General features: G+C 68.5%; 17 protein-coding genes. 6 read left to right on the forward strand and 11 right to left on the reverse strand.

Annotated elements, in window-relative coordinates:
* Positions 1–24: 24 nt before the first annotated feature.
* The 3 genes from OTERR_RS14245 to OTERR_RS14255 all read right to left on the reverse strand — a co-directional run bounded on the left by OTERR_RS14245 (position 25) and on the right by OTERR_RS14255 (position 3,689).
* Positions 25–1,386: an MmgE/PrpD family protein gene (locus tag OTERR_RS14245; protein ID WP_149426154.1), complete on the reverse strand. Its 1,362-nt coding sequence runs from the start codon at positions 1,384–1,386 to the stop codon at positions 25–27.
* Between the two features lie 132 nt (positions 1,387–1,518).
* On the reverse strand, positions 1,519–2,715 hold the full coding sequence (locus tag OTERR_RS14250; protein ID WP_246154190.1) for an acyl-CoA dehydrogenase family protein: 1,197 nt from the start codon (positions 2,713–2,715) through the stop codon (positions 1,519–1,521).
* 101 nt (positions 2,716–2,816) lie between these two features.
* Positions 2,817–3,689, reverse strand: coding sequence for an HTD2 family dehydratase (locus OTERR_RS14255; protein WP_149426155.1), 873 nt, complete (start codon positions 3,687–3,689; stop codon positions 2,817–2,819).
* Between the two features lie 168 nt (positions 3,690–3,857).
* Here OTERR_RS14255 and OTERR_RS14260 point away from each other — a divergent pair, with 168 nt between their 5' ends.
* From OTERR_RS14260 to OTERR_RS16760, 3 genes are all read left to right on the forward strand, one after another.
* The gene (locus tag OTERR_RS14260) at positions 3,858–4,850 is read left to right on the forward strand and encodes a LysR family transcriptional regulator (protein ID WP_149426156.1); all 993 of its coding nucleotides are present in this window, start codon (positions 3,858–3,860) and stop codon (positions 4,848–4,850) included.
* A 297-nt stretch (positions 4,851–5,147) separates the two neighbouring features.
* Complete coding sequence (locus OTERR_RS14265) at positions 5,148–6,566, forward strand: DUF1615 domain-containing protein (RefSeq protein ID WP_149426157.1); 1,419 nt, start codon at positions 5,148–5,150, stop codon at positions 6,564–6,566.
* Positions 6,567–6,783: 217 nt separating this feature from the next.
* Positions 6,784–7,635: an acyl carrier protein phosphodiesterase gene (locus tag OTERR_RS16760; protein WP_425466017.1), complete on the forward strand. Its 852-nt coding sequence runs from the start codon at positions 6,784–6,786 to the stop codon at positions 7,633–7,635.
* A gap of 648 nt (positions 7,636–8,283) precedes the next feature.
* On the opposite strand, the gene OTERR_RS14275 is transcribed toward OTERR_RS16760, so the two are convergent.
* On the reverse strand, positions 8,284–9,330 hold the full coding sequence (locus OTERR_RS14275) for a serine/threonine protein kinase (protein WP_149426158.1): 1,047 nt from the start codon (positions 9,328–9,330) through the stop codon (positions 8,284–8,286).
* A 289-nt stretch (positions 9,331–9,619) separates the two neighbouring features.
* On the opposite strand from OTERR_RS14275, the gene OTERR_RS14280 reads away from it, so the two are divergent.
* A complete protein-coding gene (locus OTERR_RS14280; protein ID WP_149426159.1) occupies positions 9,620–10,477 on the forward strand; it encodes a D-hexose-6-phosphate mutarotase in 858 nt (285 codons plus the stop codon).
* Positions 10,478–10,531: 54 nt separating this feature from the next.
* On the opposite strand, the gene OTERR_RS14285 is transcribed toward OTERR_RS14280, so the two are convergent.
* The gene (locus tag OTERR_RS14285; RefSeq protein WP_054619581.1) at positions 10,532–10,762 is read right to left on the reverse strand and encodes a hypothetical protein; all 231 of its coding nucleotides are present in this window, start codon (positions 10,760–10,762) and stop codon (positions 10,532–10,534) included.
* A 100-nt stretch (positions 10,763–10,862) separates the two neighbouring features.
* On the opposite strand from OTERR_RS14285, the gene ylqF reads away from it, so the two are divergent.
* Positions 10,863–11,813 (forward strand): ribosome biogenesis GTPase YlqF, encoded by a 951-nt coding sequence (gene ylqF, locus OTERR_RS14290; RefSeq protein WP_149426160.1) that lies wholly within the window; start codon positions 10,863–10,865, stop codon positions 11,811–11,813.
* A 103-nt stretch (positions 11,814–11,916) separates the two neighbouring features.
* Here ylqF and OTERR_RS14295 read toward each other — a convergent pair whose 3' ends face one another.
* A complete protein-coding gene (locus tag OTERR_RS14295) occupies positions 11,917–12,948 on the reverse strand; it encodes a class I SAM-dependent rRNA methyltransferase (RefSeq protein ID WP_149426161.1) in 1,032 nt (343 codons plus the stop codon).
* 109 nt (positions 12,949–13,057) lie between these two features.
* Here OTERR_RS14295 and OTERR_RS14300 point away from each other — a divergent pair, with 109 nt between their 5' ends.
* Positions 13,058–13,930 (forward strand): class I SAM-dependent methyltransferase, encoded by an 873-nt coding sequence (locus OTERR_RS14300; RefSeq protein ID WP_187775251.1) that lies wholly within the window; start codon positions 13,058–13,060, stop codon positions 13,928–13,930.
* A 41-nt stretch (positions 13,931–13,971) separates the two neighbouring features.
* Here OTERR_RS14300 and OTERR_RS14305 read toward each other — a convergent pair whose 3' ends face one another.
* The 5 genes from OTERR_RS14305 to rfbB are packed head-to-tail and all read right to left on the reverse strand — an operon-like array spanning position 13,972 to position 18,309.
* Positions 13,972–14,802 carry a symmetrical bis(5'-nucleosyl)-tetraphosphatase gene (locus OTERR_RS14305; RefSeq protein WP_054620273.1) on the reverse strand — a complete coding sequence of 277 codons (831 nt, stop codon included), beginning with the start codon at positions 14,800–14,802 and terminating at the stop codon, positions 13,972–13,974.
* A gap of 54 nt (positions 14,803–14,856) precedes the next feature.
* Positions 14,857–15,402 (reverse strand): dTDP-4-dehydrorhamnose 3,5-epimerase, encoded by a 546-nt coding sequence (rfbC, locus tag OTERR_RS14310; protein ID WP_149426162.1) that lies wholly within the window; start codon positions 15,400–15,402, stop codon positions 14,857–14,859.
* Positions 15,399–16,295, reverse strand: a complete 897-nt coding sequence (gene rfbA, locus OTERR_RS14315; protein ID WP_149426163.1) for a glucose-1-phosphate thymidylyltransferase RfbA — start codon at positions 16,293–16,295, stop codon at positions 15,399–15,401. Before rfbA ends, rfbC begins: the two co-directional genes overlap by 4 nt.
* Before the next feature lie 8 nt (positions 16,296–16,303).
* On the reverse strand, positions 16,304–17,221 hold the full coding sequence (rfbD, locus tag OTERR_RS14320; protein ID WP_149426164.1) for a dTDP-4-dehydrorhamnose reductase: 918 nt from the start codon (positions 17,219–17,221) through the stop codon (positions 16,304–16,306).
* Positions 17,221–18,309: a dTDP-glucose 4,6-dehydratase gene (gene rfbB / locus OTERR_RS14325; RefSeq protein ID WP_149426165.1), complete on the reverse strand. Its 1,089-nt coding sequence runs from the start codon at positions 18,307–18,309 to the stop codon at positions 17,221–17,223. Before rfbB ends, rfbD begins: the two co-directional genes overlap by 1 nt.
* Between the last annotated feature and the right edge of the window lie 5 nt (positions 18,310–18,314).

Consider the following 18,314-nt stretch of genomic DNA (forward strand, 5'->3'; position numbering starts at 1 on the left):
ATCCAGAAATACGGTGAAGCGGTATCAGAACAGGGAAGCGACGGAAGAGGCCTCGTGCAGGCTCCATACCCGGGCGATCAGGGCGCTGGCCTCGGCCTCGCTGGCGGCGCCGGAGAAGCGCGCCAGGCGGCGGGCCTTGTCTTCCAGCTCGGCACGGGACAGCGGATTACCCGGGTCGCCCTTGGGCTCGTCCAGGGCGCCGCGCAGGGTGCGGCCGTCCAGCGTGGTCACCTCGACCCTGCCCAGCCAGCGGCGCGGATAGGCGCCATCCACTTCCGGATCCAGCGCCATGCGCACCTTGGCGCGGAACGCGGCGACCCGGGGATCGCTAAGAGCGTGGTCGCGGAATTCCTCCAGGCCGGCCTTGCCATAAACGGCGATCAGGCCGAGCACGGTACCCATGGAGAACTTGGCCTGGTGCACCGTCACCGGCACGTCCACCGCGCCGAGCACGTCGATGGCACCCTGGTGCACCCGGGCGATGACCGCGGCGATGTCGCTGGCGGCCAGCCCCTCGCGCTGCATCAGGTCGAGCAGGGCGTCGGCGGCCGGGTGGGTGTGGCGGCACGACGAGTGGAACTTGAACGAGGTCTCCAGCAGGGCCCAACGGCTGCCCAGGCGATCCACCAGGCGGGCCGGATCGGCGTCCGAGGACATGCCGGCGGCCAGGCCCTGGGCGCCTTCGAGAATGCGCTGGGCGCCGGTGACGCCGGACTTGGCCAGATAGGCGGCGGCCAGGCCGTTGGCGGCGGCGTGGGCGGTGTGCAGCTGCTTGGAATCAGCGGCGTCGCGCAGGAACTCCCACAGGCCGGCGGCCTGAGTGCCGGCAGAACCCAGGGCGTTCACCATCTGGGCCGGAGTCAGGTCGAGCAGCCGGCCCACGGCCACAGCGGCGGCCAGGGTGCCGACGGTGGCGGTGGTGTGGAAGATCTTGTAGTGGGAGCGACCGAGGAACTCGCCGATGCGGATGCCGGCCTCGTAGCCGGCCACCGAGGCGGCGATCAGCTCGGCGCCGCTCTTGCCCAGGTCCTGGGCCGCCGCCAGGGCGGCGGGAAAGACCACGGTGGCCGGGTGCAGCACCGAGCTGTTGTGCAGGTCGTCCTGCTCCACCAGGTGGGACGAGGCGGCATTCACCCAGGCGGCGAAGAAGGCCGAGCTGCGTGTACGGCTGACCAGAATCTCGGCCGGCCCGGAAGCCGGCCCCATGGCCCGGGCGAACCCTTCGAACTGGGGAATCGGGTGCAGGCCCTTGGCGGCTAGGGCCGAGGCGGCCCAGTCGAGGAACAGTTCCTCGGTGCGGGCAACCACCGCCGGAGGCAGCTGGTCGTAGCGCAGGCCGGCGACGAATTCGGCCAGTTCTTGCGTGTAGGCGCGGGGAGCGGTCATGGCGTGTCCTCGGGATATTAGGGGCGCGGCATACGGGTTTGCACTCGGAGCGAGGACAAGGCGTGAAGCCGCAGACAGTGCGCTAGCACGGCAAGGCAAAGCAACGCAGTCATCACTTCGAGGGCAAAGCCGTCAGAACGAGCGGGGCAGACCCAGCAGATGCTCGGCCACGTAGGACAGGATCAGGTTGGTGGAGATCGGCGCCACCTGGTACAGGCGGGTCTCGCGGAACTTGCGCTCGATGTCGTATTCGCAGGCGAAGCCGAAGCCGCCGTGGGTCTGCAGGCAGGCGTTGGCCGCCTCCCAGGAGGCCTTGGCGGCCAGGTGCTTGGCCATGTTGGCGGCGGGGCCGCAGGCCAGGCCGGCGTCGAACTGGGCGCAGGCCCGGTAGCGCATCAGGTTGGCGGCCTCGATCTCCATGTGGGCCTCGGCCAGGGGGAACTGGACGCCCTGGTTCTTGCCGATGGGGCGGCCGAACACCACCCGCTCGTTGGCGTACTTCACCGCCCGGTCCACGAACCAGTAGCCGTCACCGATGCACTCGGCGGCGATCAGGGTGCGCTCGGCGTTGAGGCCGTCGAGGATGTACTTGAAGCCCTTGCCCTCTTCGCCGATCAGGTTTTCCTCGGGGATTTCCAGGTTGTCGAAGAACAGCTCGTTGGTTTCGTGATTCACCATGTTGAGGATGGGGCGCACGGTCAGGCCGTGGCCGATGGCCTCGCGCAGATCGACGAGGAAGATCGACATGCCTTCGGTCTTCTTGGCGCACTGCTCCCGGGGCGTGGTGCGGGCCAAGAGGATCATGTAGTCGGAGTGCTGGATGCGGCTGATCCACACCTTCTGCCCGTTCACCACGTAGCGGTCGCCCTTCTTGACGGCGGTGGTCTTCAGCTGGGTGGTGTCGGTGCCGGTGGTGGGCTCGGTCACGCCCATGGACTGGAGGCGCAGCTCGCCGCTGGCGATCTTGGGCAGCAGCATCTTTTTCTGGGCGTCGGAACCATGGCGCAGCAAAGTACCCATGTTGTACATCTGGCCGTGCACCGTGCCCGAGTTGCCGCCGCAGCGGTTCACCTCTTCGAGCACCACCGAAGCCTCGGTCAGGCCCAGGCCGGAGCCGCCGTATTCCTCGGGGATCATGGCGGCCAGCCAGCCGGCCTCGGTCAGGGCGTTGACGAATTCCTCGGGGAAGCCGCGGGCCTCGTCCACCTTGCGCCAGTACTCATCCGGGTAGTGGCTGCACAGGTCGCGCACCGCTTCGCGGATTTCCAGATGGGTTTCGTTGAGGTTGAAGTTGAGGAAGGGGGTCATCGGGGCACTCATTTCGGTCATGTCGGCTGCCGCCTCGGGGCGGTCGGAATCTGTTGGGGTTGGGGGCGTCGTTATGTGTTGTTATGCGTCGTTATTCGTCGTTCTGGCCAGCAAGTCGTTGCTTACTCGGCAAACGTCACGTCGGCCTTCATCGTCAGCCGGCCGGCGCAGTCGGTCCACAGTTTGGCCTGGCCCGGGCCGGTGATCTCGCCGCAGACGTCGAAGGTCTGGTTGTCGTAGATCGGACCCACGGCGCGGAAGGCAAAACCGGTGACGCGCTTGCCCGGGTTGGCCTGCAAGAAGCCCTGCAACAGCAGGGTGGCCGTCAGGGGGCCGTGCACCACCAGGCCGGGGTAGCCCTCTTCCTGGGTGACGTAGGGGTAGTCGTAGTGGATGCGGTGGCCGTTGAAGGTCAGGGCCGAATAGCGGAACAGCAGCACGCTGTCGGGTTTGCACAGCTGGCGGAACTGGCCGGGGGCGGCGGCCGGGGCCACCTCACCGCCCGGGGGCGTGCCCTTGGGGGCCGGGTTGCGGTAGACGATGTCGTGCTCTTCTTCCACCGCCAGGCCGTTGGCGCCGGAAATGGCGTGATGCACGGTGACGAACACCAGGTCGCCGGCCTTGCCGCTCTTGCGCTCGGCGCGGATTAGGCGGGAGACGCGGGTGACGGCCTCGCCGACGACGAGGGGCTGGTGGAAGGTCAGGCGGCCGCCGGCCCACATGCGGTTGGGCAGCTCCACCGGGGGCAGAATGCCGCCGGCGGCGCCGCGGCGCGGGTGGCCGTCCACGCCCAGTTCGGACTGGCGGGCGGCGGGGGTGAAATAGACCCAGTGCCACAGGGGCGGCAGTTCGCGCTCGGGGGGCGCGGCCCAGTCCAGGGTAGCGGCCAGGGCGATCACCTGGCGCGGATCGATGCGATCCTCGCGGGTTTCGCTGCGGCCGATCCAGTCGGCCAGGTTCGCGGTAGTCGGGCTTGCGGCTGCGGAATTGCTCATCTTTCCTCCTCAGGCCCCTTGGCGGGGCGCGGCGTGGAGGGCATCATGGCCGCGCTCCCCAGCCGGGACAATTCGCGATTTCGATAGCCTGCCTTCTGCGTTGACGAATCGCAGTGCAACACGGCGCCGCCGCAACGCCCCGCCGCCCCCTCTTTTTCCCGATCCGCCATGCACTTCGACCTGACCGACCTGCGCCTGTTCATTCACGTCGCCGAGAGCAAGAGCCTGACCAAGGGCGCCGAGCGCAGCCACCTGTCGTTGCCCGCCACCAGCGCCCGCATCAAGGACCTGGAAACCGAGGCCGGGGTGCGCCTGCTCTACCGGGCGCCCCGGGGCGTGGCCCTCACGCCGGCCGGCCAGAGCCTGCTCCAGCACGCCCGCATCCTGCTCGCCCAGATCGAGTACCTGAAGGGCGACCTGCAACGCTTCGGCGAAGGCGTCACCGGCCACATCCGGGTATTCGCCAACACCACCGCGGTCACCGAATTCATGCCCGAAGTGCTGGCCACCTTCCTCAAGAACCACCCCCAGGTGGACGTGGACCTGCAGGAACGGCTCACCGCCGAAATCATCCGCGGCGTGCTCGACGGCACCACCGACCTGGGCATCGTTTCCGGCCCGATCGACGATCCGGGTCTGGAAAAGCACCATTTCTCCACCGACCGGCTGGTGCTGGCGGTGCCGGTGGGCCACCGACTGGCCGGGGCGCGCCGGGTGCATTTTGTGGACACCCTGGAAGACGACTTTATCGGCCTGCACGAAGGCAGCACCCTGCAGACCTTCCTCAACCAGCTGATGCGCGACGTCAAACGACAGCTGCACATCCGCGTCCAGGTCAGCAACTTCGAATCCCTGTGCCGCATGGTCGAAGCCGGCGTGGGCGTCGGCGTGGTGCCCGAATCGGCGGGCATCCGCCACAGCAAGACGATGAAGCTGGTGCTCAAGGAACTGGACGAACCCTGGGCCCTGCGCGAGCGCTACGTGCTGACCCGCCAGGGCGCCGCCCTGCCCAGCTTCACCCAGGCCCTGATCGACACCATCCTGCTGCTCAACCAGGGGCCGGACCAGGGCGGCGCGAGCACGGGCCAAACGCCGGCGGCGCGCCCGGCGGCGCCGGCCAAGCCGGCCCGGACCAGGCGGCGCCAACCCACCGCAGACTGACACCGCCCCAACCCCGCACCCGGCAAGGATCTCCAGCATGGCATGGCGGAGATCGAGATCTGGCGCGGCTCTCCAGCCCCCCTGCCCTGAGAGGCCCTAGCGGCGCGGAGTTTCAGCCCCCCCCGGGCGGCAGCCTCCCGCGCCCCTAGGCCCTCGGTCCTCGGCCCTCATCACCCGACCCCCACGCCCGGCCACCGGCCCGGCAGCCCTTCGCTCCCGGACTTTTGCCCCATCATCCCGGCCGCCCCGACGGCGCGCGGAGGAGTAAACTTCCGCCCTCTGCCTTCGGGCACCGCCATGATCGCCACCGTGTTTTCCTGCCTTGCCGGCCGCTCCGCGGCCCTGCCCCGGCCTCGGGGCCCTGCGTCCGCCACGACGCGCCCTGTCCCTGCTTTCCGCCGCCTGGCCGTGCCGGCCGCCCTGGCCCTCGGCCTGGCCGCCTGTGCCGTTGCACCGCCGGCACCGGTGGTGACGCCGGGCCGTGCCACGACCGCGCCCAGCCCCCCGTCGCCGCCGCCCGCCCCCACGCCGATCACCGCCCCCAGCGGCGCCAGCATCACGCCGATCCTGCCGCCGCCCGCGGTGAGCGCCAAACCCCTGCCGCCCTCCCCCGCCGCCGCGCCGTCGGCACCGGCGGCACCGGCGGCACCGGCGGCACCGGCGGCACCGGTGGCACCGGTGGATACGGCGCCCCTGGAGCGGGAAGCCCGGGCCCAGGTGCTGCGCCTGCTGCCGGCCGGCCTTGCCGACCGGAACGGCTGGGCCGGCGACATCGCCACCGCCTTGGTGGCCCTGCGCCTGCCCCCCAGCCCGGCCAACATCTGCGCCACCCTGGCGGTGATCGAGCAGGAATCGGGCTTTCAGGGCGACCCCCAGGTACCCGGCCTGAACAAGATCGCCTGGAAGGAGATCGAGGCCCGGCGCAGCCGCTACGGCATTCCCAAACTGGTGCTGAGCGCGGCCCTGGCCAAGACCTCGCCGGACGGGCGCAGCTACAAGGCGCGCATCGACGCCCTCAAGACCGAGCGGCAGATGAACGAGCTGTTTTCCGACATGATCGCCGAGCTGCCGGCCGGCCGGACCCTGCTCGCCGACTACAACCCGGTGCGCACGGGCGGGCCGATGCAGGTCAGCGTCGAGTTCGCCAAGGCCCAGGTGCGCGAGAAGCCCTACCCCTACGGCCGTTTCGGCATGGACGTGCGCCGCGAGGTGTTCACCCGGCGCGGCGGGGTGTATTTCGGCATGGCCATCCTGCTCGACTACCCGACCGCCTACCCCCAGGCCCTGTACCGCTTCGCCGACTTCAACGCCGGGCGCTACTCCAGCCGCAACGCTGCTTTCCAGGCCGCCGTGGCCCGGCTCGCCGGCAAGCCCCTGGATCTGGACGGCGACCTGCTGCGCTATGAGAAGGGCCAACCGTCGGCCGACCCCAGCGCCACCCGCAGCGCCTTGGTGGCCCAGGCCCGGCGCCTCGGTTTCAACGCCGCCGCCATCGACCGGGACCTGGCCCTGGAAAAGACCGCCGCCTTCGCCCAGACGCCGCTCTACCAGCGCGTCTTCGCCCTGGCCGAACAGGACGGACGCCCCCTGCCCCGGGAGGTGCTGCCTCATATCGACCTGAAGAGCCCGAAGATCCAGCGCAAGCTGACCACCGAGTGGTTCGCCCGCCGGGTGGACGGCCGCTACCAGCAGTGCATGGCCCGCAGCCAGGCGTGACGGGGGCACACCCCACCCCCGGGCCGGCCACGAGGCGCTCGCGCGCGGCGGCCATCCGCCGCGAACCTTCCGGCCGCCGCCGGGCCTGACCTGTCAGGGTCGGCCGCACCCCGCAGTTTCCGCCCCGCCCGTGCCGATCTGCGCCGCTCTGCCGCGGCCCAGTCCGTTCCTTTTGCCACCTGCCGCGCCCCCTGCTCCGCCCCCGTCTGCCGCCGCCATGAACTACCTTGCCCACGCCGTCCTCGCCGGCCCCGATCCGCTGCTGCGCCTGGGCGGGCTGATGGGCGATTTCGTCAAAGGCCCCCTCAGCCCCGCCCCGGCCCACCTGCCCGAGCGGCTTACCCAGGGGCTACGCCTGCACCGGGCCATCGACGCCTACGCCGAAACCCACCCGGCCTTTCGCGCCAGCCGCGCCCGGGTCAGCCCGGAACGGCGCCGGGTGGCGGGGATCATGGTGGACCTGTTCTACGACCACTTTCTCGCCCGGGGCTGGGCGGCGTGGCCGGCGGCCCCCGGGTTTGCCGCCTTTTCCGGCAACGTGAGCCTGGCCGCCACACCTGGCGCAGTGCTCGCCCCACCACCCGCGTCAGCCGAGACCGGCGTAGCGGCAAGCCCGGACCACGGCATCGGGACAGTGGACAGCGGGACGGCGGGCATCGGCGCGCCAACCAAGCGGGGCTGCGCACAGGCCGCCGCCACATCCGTCGCGGATCGCGCCGCCCCGGAGCGGGATCGGCCGGTGGTGGATCTGGCCACTTACTGCACCGCCACCTACGCCCTGTTCGCCGACCATGCCGCCCTGCTGCCGCCCCGGCTGGCCGAGGTGGCGCCGCTGATGGCGGCCCACGACTGGCTCGGTTCCTACGCCGAGGCAGCCACCATCGCCCTGGCCCTGGACCGCATGGCGGCGCGGCGCTTTTCCCGGCCGACGCCCCTGGCCGGCGGCGGCATTGAACTGCTCGACGACTATGACGGGTTCGCGGCGGATTTTCGCGCTTTCTTCGCCGACGCCCTGGACTTCGCCCGGCAGTGGCGGCAACGGGAAGGGCTGGCGGAAGGAGGAGAATGAAGTGCGCCCCAGGGCGCGGCAGAGGTCAGGACGGGGGCTATAGCCTGGGAGGAGGGGGGAGCGAAACGGCTGCGCCGCCACCCACAACCCCAGGTCGCAGAAAACATACCTCGCCAAACACCGCGCCAATAAACGATCTTCAGACAGGCATCGCCGAACCCCGCGTCAATAAACGATCTTGAAGGCACAATCGTTAAGAACAAGCTCTGGCGCGGGTCTTCAGCCACTCTCCATGAAAATTGGCGCTATATCGCTGCGTTACCAGACCGCTTTCAACGCGGAGTAAGCCAGCGTAAGGCAGTACCTCACAAATCGTGCGCCCCCCTGTGCCCTTCTGCCCCGCCGAGCAACGCAGGCCGGGACGGAAAAAGGGCGAGGACTGTTTGAGGCCGCAGGCCGAGTTCCGCAGCCCCCGTCCCGGGCGAGTAGCGCAGGGCACCCCCAGCGCTTTTTGCTGGGGGCTGGGAAGCGGGCACGGCGTTCTTTGGCTACTTTCTGTAGCCGGACAGAAAGTGGCTCGCCGTCAGGCGAAACCCGGCGCTTCCGATTGCGACGGTGCCAGGTGCAAGCAACGCTGAACAGCGAACCACCGGGCAAGGCAAGGATGTGGTTCCCTGAAAACGCCGCCCCCCGGTACCTCATCCGCCGTTACGCCCCCCACAGGGCCGGTTCGGCCATGGCCAGCACCTGCTGCTGCAATTCGCCGACCCGGGCCTGCCAATAGTGGGCGGTGTTGAACCAGGGGAAGGCGGCGGGAAAGGCCGGGTCGTCCCAGCGCCGCGCCAGCCAGGCGCTGTAGTGGAGCAGGCGCAGGGTGCGCAGGGCTTCCACCAGGCGCAGCTCGCGCGGGTCGAAGTCGCAGAAGTCCTCGTAGCCGGCCAGCACGTCGGCCAGTTGCCGCGACATTTCCTGGCGGTCGCCGGAGAGCAGCATCCACAGGTCCTGCACCGCCGGGCCCATGCGGCTGTCGTCGAAGTCCACAAAATGGGGGCCCGGCGCGTCGCCTTCCTCGACCCACAGGATGTTGCCGCCGTGGCAGTCGCCGTGGAGGCGCAGCCGGCGCACCTCGCCGGCCCGCTCGAAGGCTTGCGCCACCGCGTCCAAAGCGGCGTCGGCGGCGCCGTGCCAGGCGCTGCGCAGTTCGAGGGGGACAAAATCGTGGTCGAGCAGCCAGTCCCGGGAGTCGTAGCCGAAGCTGCCGATATCCAGGGCCGGCCGGTGCTGGTAGTCGGCCACCTGGCCGACGGCGTGGATGCGGCCGAGAAAGCGGCCGATCCATTCCAGGGTGGCCGGATCGCCCAGTTCCGGCGCCCGCCCGCCGCGCCGGGGAAACAGGGCAAAACGGTGGCCGGCGTGGTGGTGCAGAGTGGTGCCGTTCAATTCCAGGGGCGCCACCACCGGGATTTCCCGGGCGGCCAGTTCCCTGGCGAAGGCGTGCTCCTCAAGGATGGCGGCGTCGCTCCAGCGCCGCGGCCGGTAGAACTTGGCGATCAAGGGTGCGGCGCCGAGGGGCTCGCCTTCGTTGTCGATGCCCACCTGGTAGACCCGGTTCTCGTAGCTGTTGAGGGCGAGCAGCCGCCCGTCGGGCACCAGCCCCACCGACTCCAGGGCGTCCAGGATCAGGTCCGGGCTCAGATCGGCGTAGGGCGTCCCGGACGTCGGGGCGGCGGTGAGGTGGTCAGCGGGAGGGGTCATGGCCGGAATCTCGTTATCAGGCAACTAGGATACCGCGACGGCGGTACACTGCCGGTCCGGCGCTGTGTGCCGGGCCTGCCCGGCCGCTGCCAGCCGGTCGTGCCGTGTTTTCCGTGCCTGCCTGGTATTGGGCCGCATCGGCGCCGCTTCGTTGCGCTGATGCAGCGAGACCCGCGGCCACCGGGACTTCGCCCTAGCGGCGCGGCGGCCCCGCTGCAGCCCGATCCGGCGCCACCGCCGGAATTTCTCCTCATCCCCACCGCCTTGCCGAACCCTAGCGAGCCTCGCCATGACCCCCCTGCCCTCCGTCACCCCCTGCGATTTCCACGGCACCCCGGCCCTGCGCCTGACCACCGGCGACGGCGCCAGCGCCGTGGTGTCCCTGCTCGGCGGCCAGCTGCTGTCCTGGGTGCCGCCGGGGGAAAAGGAACAGCTGTTCGTCAGCGAACGGGCCGTTTTCGACGGATCCAAGCCGATCCGCGGCGGCGTGCCGGTGTGCTTTCCCCAGTTCGCCGACCTGGGCGGGCTGCCCAAGCACGGCCTGCTGCGCACCCGCCGCTGGGAGGTGAGCGACCAATCCCAGCACAACGGCTGCACCCTGGTGTCCCTGGTCTGCGGCGACGACGCCGCCAGCCGGACCCTGTGGCCCCACGCCTTCCGCGCCGAACTGACGGTAGCGATCGAGGGCGAGCGCCTCGACCTGGAGCTGTCGCTGACCAACCCGGGGGAGGCGCCCTTCGCCTTCACCGGCGCGCTGCACACCTACCTGAAGGTGGCCGAGGTGGAAGAGGTGTCCCTGGAAGGCCTGTACGGCCTGGACTACCTGGACAAGCTCAAGGATGCCGCCCCCACCCGGGAGACGGCCCCCAGCCTGGTCGTGGAGCGGGAGGTGGACCGCATCTACTACGACTGCGCCCGGCCCCTGCTGCTGCGCGACGAGCAGCACACCCTGGGCATCAACACCGAGGGCTTTAGCGACGTGGTGGTGTGGAACCCCTGGGAGGGCGCCGAGGCGCGCTTCCCCGACCTGGCGGCCAAGGATTTTCGCCGCTTCCTGTGCGTCGAGGCGGCGGTGGCCCGCCAGCCGGTGACGGTGGCCCCGGGGGAGGAATGGTGGGGCCGGCAGACCGTGGTGGTGCTGTCCTGAGCCATCACGCCGGGCGCCGGGCGACAGCGCCTCGGCCACCCCGGCGGCGCGGGCTTATTCCTGGCGCTGGTTGAGCTTGGCCAGTTGGCGCAGGTTGTAGCTGGTGTAGGTGAAGGCGCCGGCGGCGACGATGGCCTGGACCACCAGGGGGCCGTCGAAGGCGGTGCCGTTGGCCAGGGCCGAGATGCACGAGCCGCCCAGGATCACCGTGGCGAACAGGCCACCGGCGATGCGGATCTTGGCGAAGAGCTTTTGCTGCGGGAGGGTGGGCTTCTGCAGGGCCATAGGGAGCAAGGATCGAAAGGGTCAGAACGCGTTGCGCACCGGGTCGCGGGGCGGGATGGGGGATAATAAGCAAATCCCGAAAATTTCATAGCCCATATTCATGTCCATCCAGTGGTTCCCCGGCCACATGACCTCGGCACGCAAGAAGGCCGCCGAGACCATGGCCAACATCGACGTCGTCATCGAGGTGGTGGACGCCCGCCTGCCCGAGGCCAGCAGCAATCCCATGATCCACGAGCTGCGCACCTTCCGGAACCGGCCCTGCCTGAAGCTGCTCAACAAGGTGGATCTGGCCGATCCGGAGGCCACCCGCGCCTGGATCGCCTATTTCAACGCCCAGGAGGGGGTCAAGGCCTTCGCCATGTCGGCCAAGAAACCCGCCGACGTGGCCCGCATCACCGGCCTGTGCCAGCAGCTGGCGCCCCACCGCAACGACCCGACCAAGCCCCTGCGCATGATGATCATGGGCATCCCCAACGTGGGCAAATCGACCCTGATGAACGCCCTGTTGAAGCGCAAGGTGGCGGCCGTGGGCGACCAGCCGGCGGTGACCAAGATGCAGCAGCGCCTCGACCTGGGCAACGGCATGAGCATCACCGACACCCCGGGCATGCTCTGGCCGCGCATCCCCTACGCCAGCGACGGCCTGATGCTCGCCGCCAGCCACGCCGTGGGCACCAACGCCTACATCGACGAGGAAGTGGCCACCTTCCTCGGCGACCTGCTGCTGGAGCGCTACCCGGCCCTGGTGGCGGCCCGCTACAAGATCGCCGACGCCGATCTGGCCGGATTGGACGGCGTCGGCCTGATCGAGCTGGTGGCGCGCAAGCGTGCCTGCCGCAAGATGGGCAAGGGCGGCGGCGACTGGGACCTGGAGAAGGCGGCGGTGATCCTGCTCACCGATTACCGCAGCGGCGCCATCGGCCGCATCAGCCTGGAAACCCCGGAATCCCGCGCCGCCATGATCGCCGCGGCGCCAGTGGCGGAAGCGGAAACCACGGCGGAGGATGACGACGAGCGCCCGGACGCGGGCAACGGCCGCGCCGGCTGACCTCCCATCGCGCCCAAAGCACACAGGCCCCGTTTCCGGGGCCTGTGTGCTTTGGGCGTCCGACATGGCAACGCCCTCAGGAAAGATCGACGACGCTGCTGGCTCAGACCCGCAGCAGCACCATCTTCAGCGGGGGCTGGCCGTCGTAGCTGGGGAAGTCGGCTTCCGGGGCGATCCACTCGAACTCGCGGATTTCCCGGCCGGCCTTGCGCGCGCTGCGCTGCAGCTGGTCGAGCCAGGCGTCCCGGTCCACCTGGGCGACGTTGTTGCAACAGATCAGGGTGCCACCGGGGGCAGTGCACAGCAGGGCCGGCTTGAAGATGGCGGCGTAGTCGTGCACCAGATCCACCACGCCGAAGGGGCTCTTGGCATAGCGCGGCGGGTCGAGAAAGACCAGATCGAAGGTCTGGGGTTCGAGCTTGGGAAAGGGCGGCAGGCGCTTGCCGCGCACCACCTCGGGCTGGCCGATGCCGGACAGCTGGCGAGTGGCGGCGAAGACGTCGCTCTTGATCATGCGCGGCCGGGTGGCCAGCTCGTTGAGTTTGGCGTTTTCCTTGCCGATCTTGAGGCTCGACTCGGCGAAATCCACGTTCACCACGAAGCGCGCCCCGGCCTTGGCGGCGGCCAGGCCGACCCCGCCGGTGTAGGCGAACAGGTTGAGCACCGACTTGCCCGGGGCCTCCTGCATCACCCGGCGCCGGCCGGCGCGCAGGTCGAGGAACAGCCAGGGGTCCTGGCCCTCGTGGCGCCCCTGGATGCGGTAGGTGATGCCCAGTTCGTGGGCTTCCCGGGGTGTTTCGGCGACGGCCAGGCGGGCCGGGTCGAGCCGGTTGGCGATGCGCGAATTGCCCCGGCTGCGGTCGTTGTACACCACCTCCAGCCCGGGCAGGGCGGTGGCGTAGAAGGCTTCCAGCTCGGCCAGTTGCGCATCGGCCAGGCTGGTGTGAAAGGTCTGCACCAGCAGCAGGTCGCCGTAGCGGTCCACGGTCAGGCCGGGCACGCCCTCGACGCTGCCATGGAAGACCCGGTAGGCGTCGGTCCCCTCGGCGTGCAGGCGCTCGATCAGGTCGGCGCGGGCGCTCAGGGCCAGCTGCAGGCGGTCGGTGAGGGGGGTATCGAAGAGGGGATCGGTCATGGTCGTCCGGGCAAGAAAGGGAAGGGATCGCCCCGCGGGGCTACCGTGCAAAGGCGCCATTCTACCGGGGGCGTAGAATGCGGGCCCTGAACGTTTTCTCCGCCCCACCGTGACTACTGCCCGCCGCCCCACTCCCGCCTCGCCGCCGCCCATCCCCGAGATCAAGCCCGGCCAGTCCATCGAGCTGCTCAAGGAGCTGCATATCCTGACCCGGGACGGCAAGCTCAATCAGGACACCCGGCGCAAGCTGAAGCAGGTCTATCACCTTTACCACTTCATCGAGCCCCTGCTCGACGAGGTGCTGACCGCCCCGGCCGGCACGGATGCGCCCCGGGACTTCACCCTGGTGGATCACGGCGCCGGCAAGTCCTACCTGGGCTTCATCCTCTACGACCTATTCTTCAAGTCCCGGGAGCTGGGGCACATTGTCGGCATCGAGACCCGGGCCGAACTGGTGGCCAAGTCCCGGGAACTGGCCGAGCGCCTCGGCTTTGCCCGCATGGCCTTCCATGACCTGACGGTGGAGCAGTCGATCGATTCCCCCCTGCTGCCGGCCCAGGTGGACGTGGTGACGGCGCTGCACGCCTGCGACACCGCCACCGATGACGCGATCCGCTTCGGCCTGGCCAAACAGGCCCGCTTCCTGGTGCTGGTGCCCTGCTGCCAGGCGGAAGTGGCCAGCGTGCTGCGCCAACACAAGAACGAATCCTTCGCCAAGACGCCGCTCTCGGAACTCTGGCGCCATCCCATCCACACCCGGGAATTCGGCAGCCAGCTGACCAACGCCCTGCGCTGCCTGCAACTGGAAGCCCACGGCTACCAAGTGACGGTGACCGAACTGGTGGGCTGGGAGCATTCGATGAAAAACGAGCTGATCATCGCCCGGCATACCGGCGCGCCACGGCGCAACGCCCGGGAGCGGCTCGAACAGATCCTGGCGGAACTCAACCTGGACGACCTGCACGGCCGCTTCCTCTACTGAGCCCGGTGGCGGCGATGTCTGCCGCACCGGGATGTTGGGGCCTAGCGGGCGATACAGCCGCCTTCGCCGCACTCGACCTGAAAGACCTGGCGATCGTCCAGGCGCAGGGCGGTCAGCGCCCCCCCCCACAAGCAGCCCGAGTCGAGAGCCAACAGATCGGGGCGCAGGTAAAGACCGAGGGCCGACCAGTGACCGGTGACCAGGACCGTCTCGCCGTCTAGGCTGCGTCGCCCGGGCACATCGAACCAGGGCAGATAGCCGGAGGGGGCATCGCTCAGTTCGCCTTTGGAGCGGAACTCCATTTCCCCTTCCGGCGAGCAGAAGCGCATCCGGGTCATGGCATTGACGATCACCCGGTGCCGGGCCGTGCCCGCCAACCTATCCTGCCAGGCGGCCGGCTCATCACCCCACAGGGTCTGGAGAAAGTGCTGCCAGCCGGCGCCGGCCAGTTCCGTTTCAACCTCGCGGGCCAGGGCCCGCGCCTGATCGGCCGACCAGGCCGGCAGCAGGCCGGCGTGCACCACGCAGTAGGCCCCTTCCCGATGACAGAGGGGCTGCTGGCGCAGCCAGTCGAGCAGTTCATCCCGATCCGGCGCCTGCAGCACCGGGTCCAGGGTATCGTCGCGGCCACGCTTAGGCACGGCTTGGGCCGCTACCATCAACAGGTAGAGGTCGTGGTTACCGAGCACGGTCACCGCTGCATCGCCCAGATCCCGAACAAAACGCAGGGTTTCCAGGGATTGGGGGCCGCGGTTGACCAGGTCGCCGACAAACCACAGGCGGTCGCGGGCAGGATCGAAGTGGCAGCGTTCAAGCAGGCATTGCAGGGCGGAAAAGCAGCCCTGGATGTCGCCGATGGCGTAGGTGGCCATAACAGAAATCAGTAGAAGCGTATCCCCGGGCCGCCGTGGCGGCACCGGGCAGGATCAGGGGAACAGTTCCGCGTCGGCAAAGGCCTGGCCGGCGCGGTCCTTGTCCGACAGGACGGGAGCACCCTCCAGGGGCCAGGCAATGGCCAGCTGCGGGTCGTCCCAGCGAATGCAGCGTTCGTTCTGCGGCGACCAGTAGTCGGTGGTCTTGTACAGCACGTCGGCTTCGTCCGAGAGTACCAGAAAGCCGTGAGCGAGCCCGGGTGGAACCCAGAGTTGTTGATGGTGTTCGGCGTCGAGCCGCACCCCGTCCCAGTGACCGAAGGTGGGTGAAGAACGGCGCAGATCCACCGCTACGTCGAAAATTGCGCCACGCACCACCCGGATCAGCTTGCCTTGGGGATTCCCCACCTGGTAGTGCAGCCCGCGCAGGATATGCCGCCCCGAGCGGGAATGATTATCCTGAACGAAGTGGGCAACAATGCCGGCCTCGACGGCGAAGCGGCGCTCGTTGAAGCTCTCGAAGAAGAAGCCGCGGCTGTCGCCATAAACTTCAGGCTCCAGCAGCAGAACCCCCGACAGGGTTGTGCTACTGACCTTCACCCCAACACCCGGTCAGTGAGCAAACTACAGAGATAGCGACCATATCCGCTCTTGGCCAACGGCACGGCCAAGGCGGACAGTGCGGCATCATCGATCCAGCCGAGCCGCCAGGCGATTTCCTCGGGCACCGCAACCTTGAGCCCCTGGCGGCGCTCGATGGTTTCGATGAACTGGCTGGCTTCCAGCATCGATTCGTGGGTACCCGTATCGAGCCAGGCGTAGCCCCGTCCCATGATGTCCACGGTCAACCGACCTTGTTCCAGGTAGTGGCGGTTGACGTCGGTGATTTCCAACTCCCCCCGGACCGACGGCCGGATACCCTTGGCGACATCCACCACCGCCGCATCGTAGAAGTACAGACCCGTCACCGCGTAGCGGGACTTGGGGGCTGCCGGTTTTTCCTCCAGAGAGAGGGCCCGCCCCCCTGCGTCGAACTCGACCACACCGTAGCGCTCCGGGTCCTGCACCGCGTAGGCGAAGATGCTGGCACCGTCGCCGCGGGCACTAGCTGTTTGGAGAATGGACGCAAAGTCATGGCCGTAAAAAATGTTGTCGCCCAACACCAAGGCACAGGGACCGCCAGCCAGGAACGCCTCGCCGATCAGGAAGGCCTGGGCCAATCCCTCCGGCGCCGGCTGTACCGCATATTGCAGATTGATCCCCCAACGCGAGCCGTCGCCGAGCAACTGACTAAAGCGCGGCGTGTCCTGGGGGGTGGAGATGATCAGGATGTCCCGTATCCCCGCCAGCATCAGGGTAGTGAGGGGATAGTAGATCATCGGCTTGTCGAAGATCGGCAGCAGCTGTTTGGACATCGCCAAGGTCGCCGGATAGAGGCGGGTTCCTGAGCCTCCGGCCAGGATGATGCCGCGGCGCGGCTTGGGTGCAGGCATGGCAAGACTCACAAACGCTCCTCGAAAAGCTCGCCCAGCAGCCGGTCAACGCCTTCCTGCCAAGGCGGCAGGTGGACGCCAAAAGCGGCACGCAAGCGGGACGTATCCAGACGCGAATTAGCGGGCCGAGGGGCGGGTAAGGGGTAGGCCGTCGCCGGTATGGGAACAATCGCCGCCTCTGCCAGACGCAGGGGGCGCCCCGCGGCCCGGGCGGCTTCCACTACATGGCGGGCGTAGCCGTGCCAGGACGTTTCGCCGGCCGCCGCCAAATGATAGAGCCCGACCAGTTCAGGGCGCAGCCGAACCAGGCGCAGGGCGTGGGCGGTGACGTCGGCCAACAGATCGGCTCCGGTGGGCGCCCCGAACTGATCCGCCACGACCTGCAGCGCATCCCGTTCGGCGGCCAGACGCAGGATGGTCTTGGCAAAGTTGCGTCCTCTGGCACCGTACACCCAGCTGGTGCGAAAGATCAGGTGCTGGCCACCAACGGCCTGTATGGCCAGTTCGCCGTCACGCTTGGTCTGCCCATAGACCGACAGGGGGTGCGGAACATCCTCCTCCCGCCACGGCTGCTGGCCGCTACCGTCGAAAACGTAGTCGGTCGAATAGGAGACCAGCCAGGCGCCCAGTGCCTGGGCCTCCCGGGCCAGTACGGCCACCGCGTCGCAGTTGATGCGCCGGGCCAGTTCGGGCTCGGCCTGGGCCTGATCCACCTCGGTATAGGCCGCGGCATTGACGATCACACTGGGAGCCACTGCCCGGATCGTGGTGGCAATACCGTCCAAATCGGCCAAGTCGCCACACAGCCCCTCGCTACCGTGGCGATCCAGGGCCACGACCGGTCCGAGCGGCGCCAGGGCACGCTGCAGCTCCCAGCCGACCTGGCCATTCTTGCCGAAGAGCAGGATCTTGGGCAGCCCCCCCATCAGTACCGGCCTTCGCCGCCGCCAGACGCGGATGCTTCATAGTGTTCGCGAACCCAATGACGGTAAGCACCGCTTTGGACATGGGCGACCCAGTCCGGATTGGCCAGATACCATTCAACCGTCTTGCGCAGGCCGCTCGCCAGGGTTTCGGCGGGACGCCATCCAAGCTCCGTCGCGATCCGGGTCGCATCGATGGCGTAGCGTCGGTCGTGGCCGGGGCGATCAGCGACGAAGGTCAGCTGCTCTTGGTAGGAGCGGCCATCCGGACGCGGCCGCAGCTCATCCAGCAGCGTGCAGAGCTGTTGCACGATATCCAGGTTGGTGCGTTCGCTCCATCCGCCAACGTTGTAGGTTTCCCCCGGGCATCCCGCTTCCAGCACCCGCCGGATCGCCCGGCAGTGATCCTCGACATATAGCCAGTCACGCACCTGCTGGCCGTCGCCGTAAATCGGCAGGGGCTTGCCGGCCAGGGCGTTGGTAATCACCAGGGGAATCAGCTTTTCCGGAAACTGGTAGGGACCATAGTTGTTCGAGCAGTTGGTCGTCAGTACCGGCAACCCGTAGGTATGGTGATAGGCCCGCACCAGGTGGTCGGACGCAGCCTTGGAGGCTGAATAGGGGCTATTCGGTTCGAAACGGTGCTGTTCAGTGAAGGCCGGGGCCTCCGGGGCTAGGGAGCCATAGACCTCGTCGGTGGACACGTGCAGAAAACGGAAAGCGCCCCGCTCCGTCCCCTCCAGCCCCGACCAGTAATCCCGGACGGCATCGAGCAGGCGGAAGGTGCCGACGATGTTGGTCTGGATGAAGGCTTCAGGCCCGCGAATCGAACGATCCACGTGGGATTCGGCAGCAAAGTTGATGATGGCCCGGGGACGATGCGTAGCGAGCAGGGTGTCGAGCAAGGCAGCATCACCGATATCGCCCTGGACGAAGCAATGGCGACGGTCATCAGCCAAGCGAGCCAGATTCTCCCGGTTACCGGCATAGGTCAGCTTGTCGAGGTTGACCACCGGCTCGCCGATCTCGGCCAGCCAGTCGAGCACAAAATTGGCGCCAATGAAGCCGGCCCCGCCCGTCACCAGAATCACCGCAT

Origin of the sequence: Oryzomicrobium terrae (assembly GCF_008274805.1) — a bacterium.
Classification (GTDB): Bacteria; Pseudomonadota; Gammaproteobacteria; order Burkholderiales; family Rhodocyclaceae; genus Oryzomicrobium; species Oryzomicrobium terrae.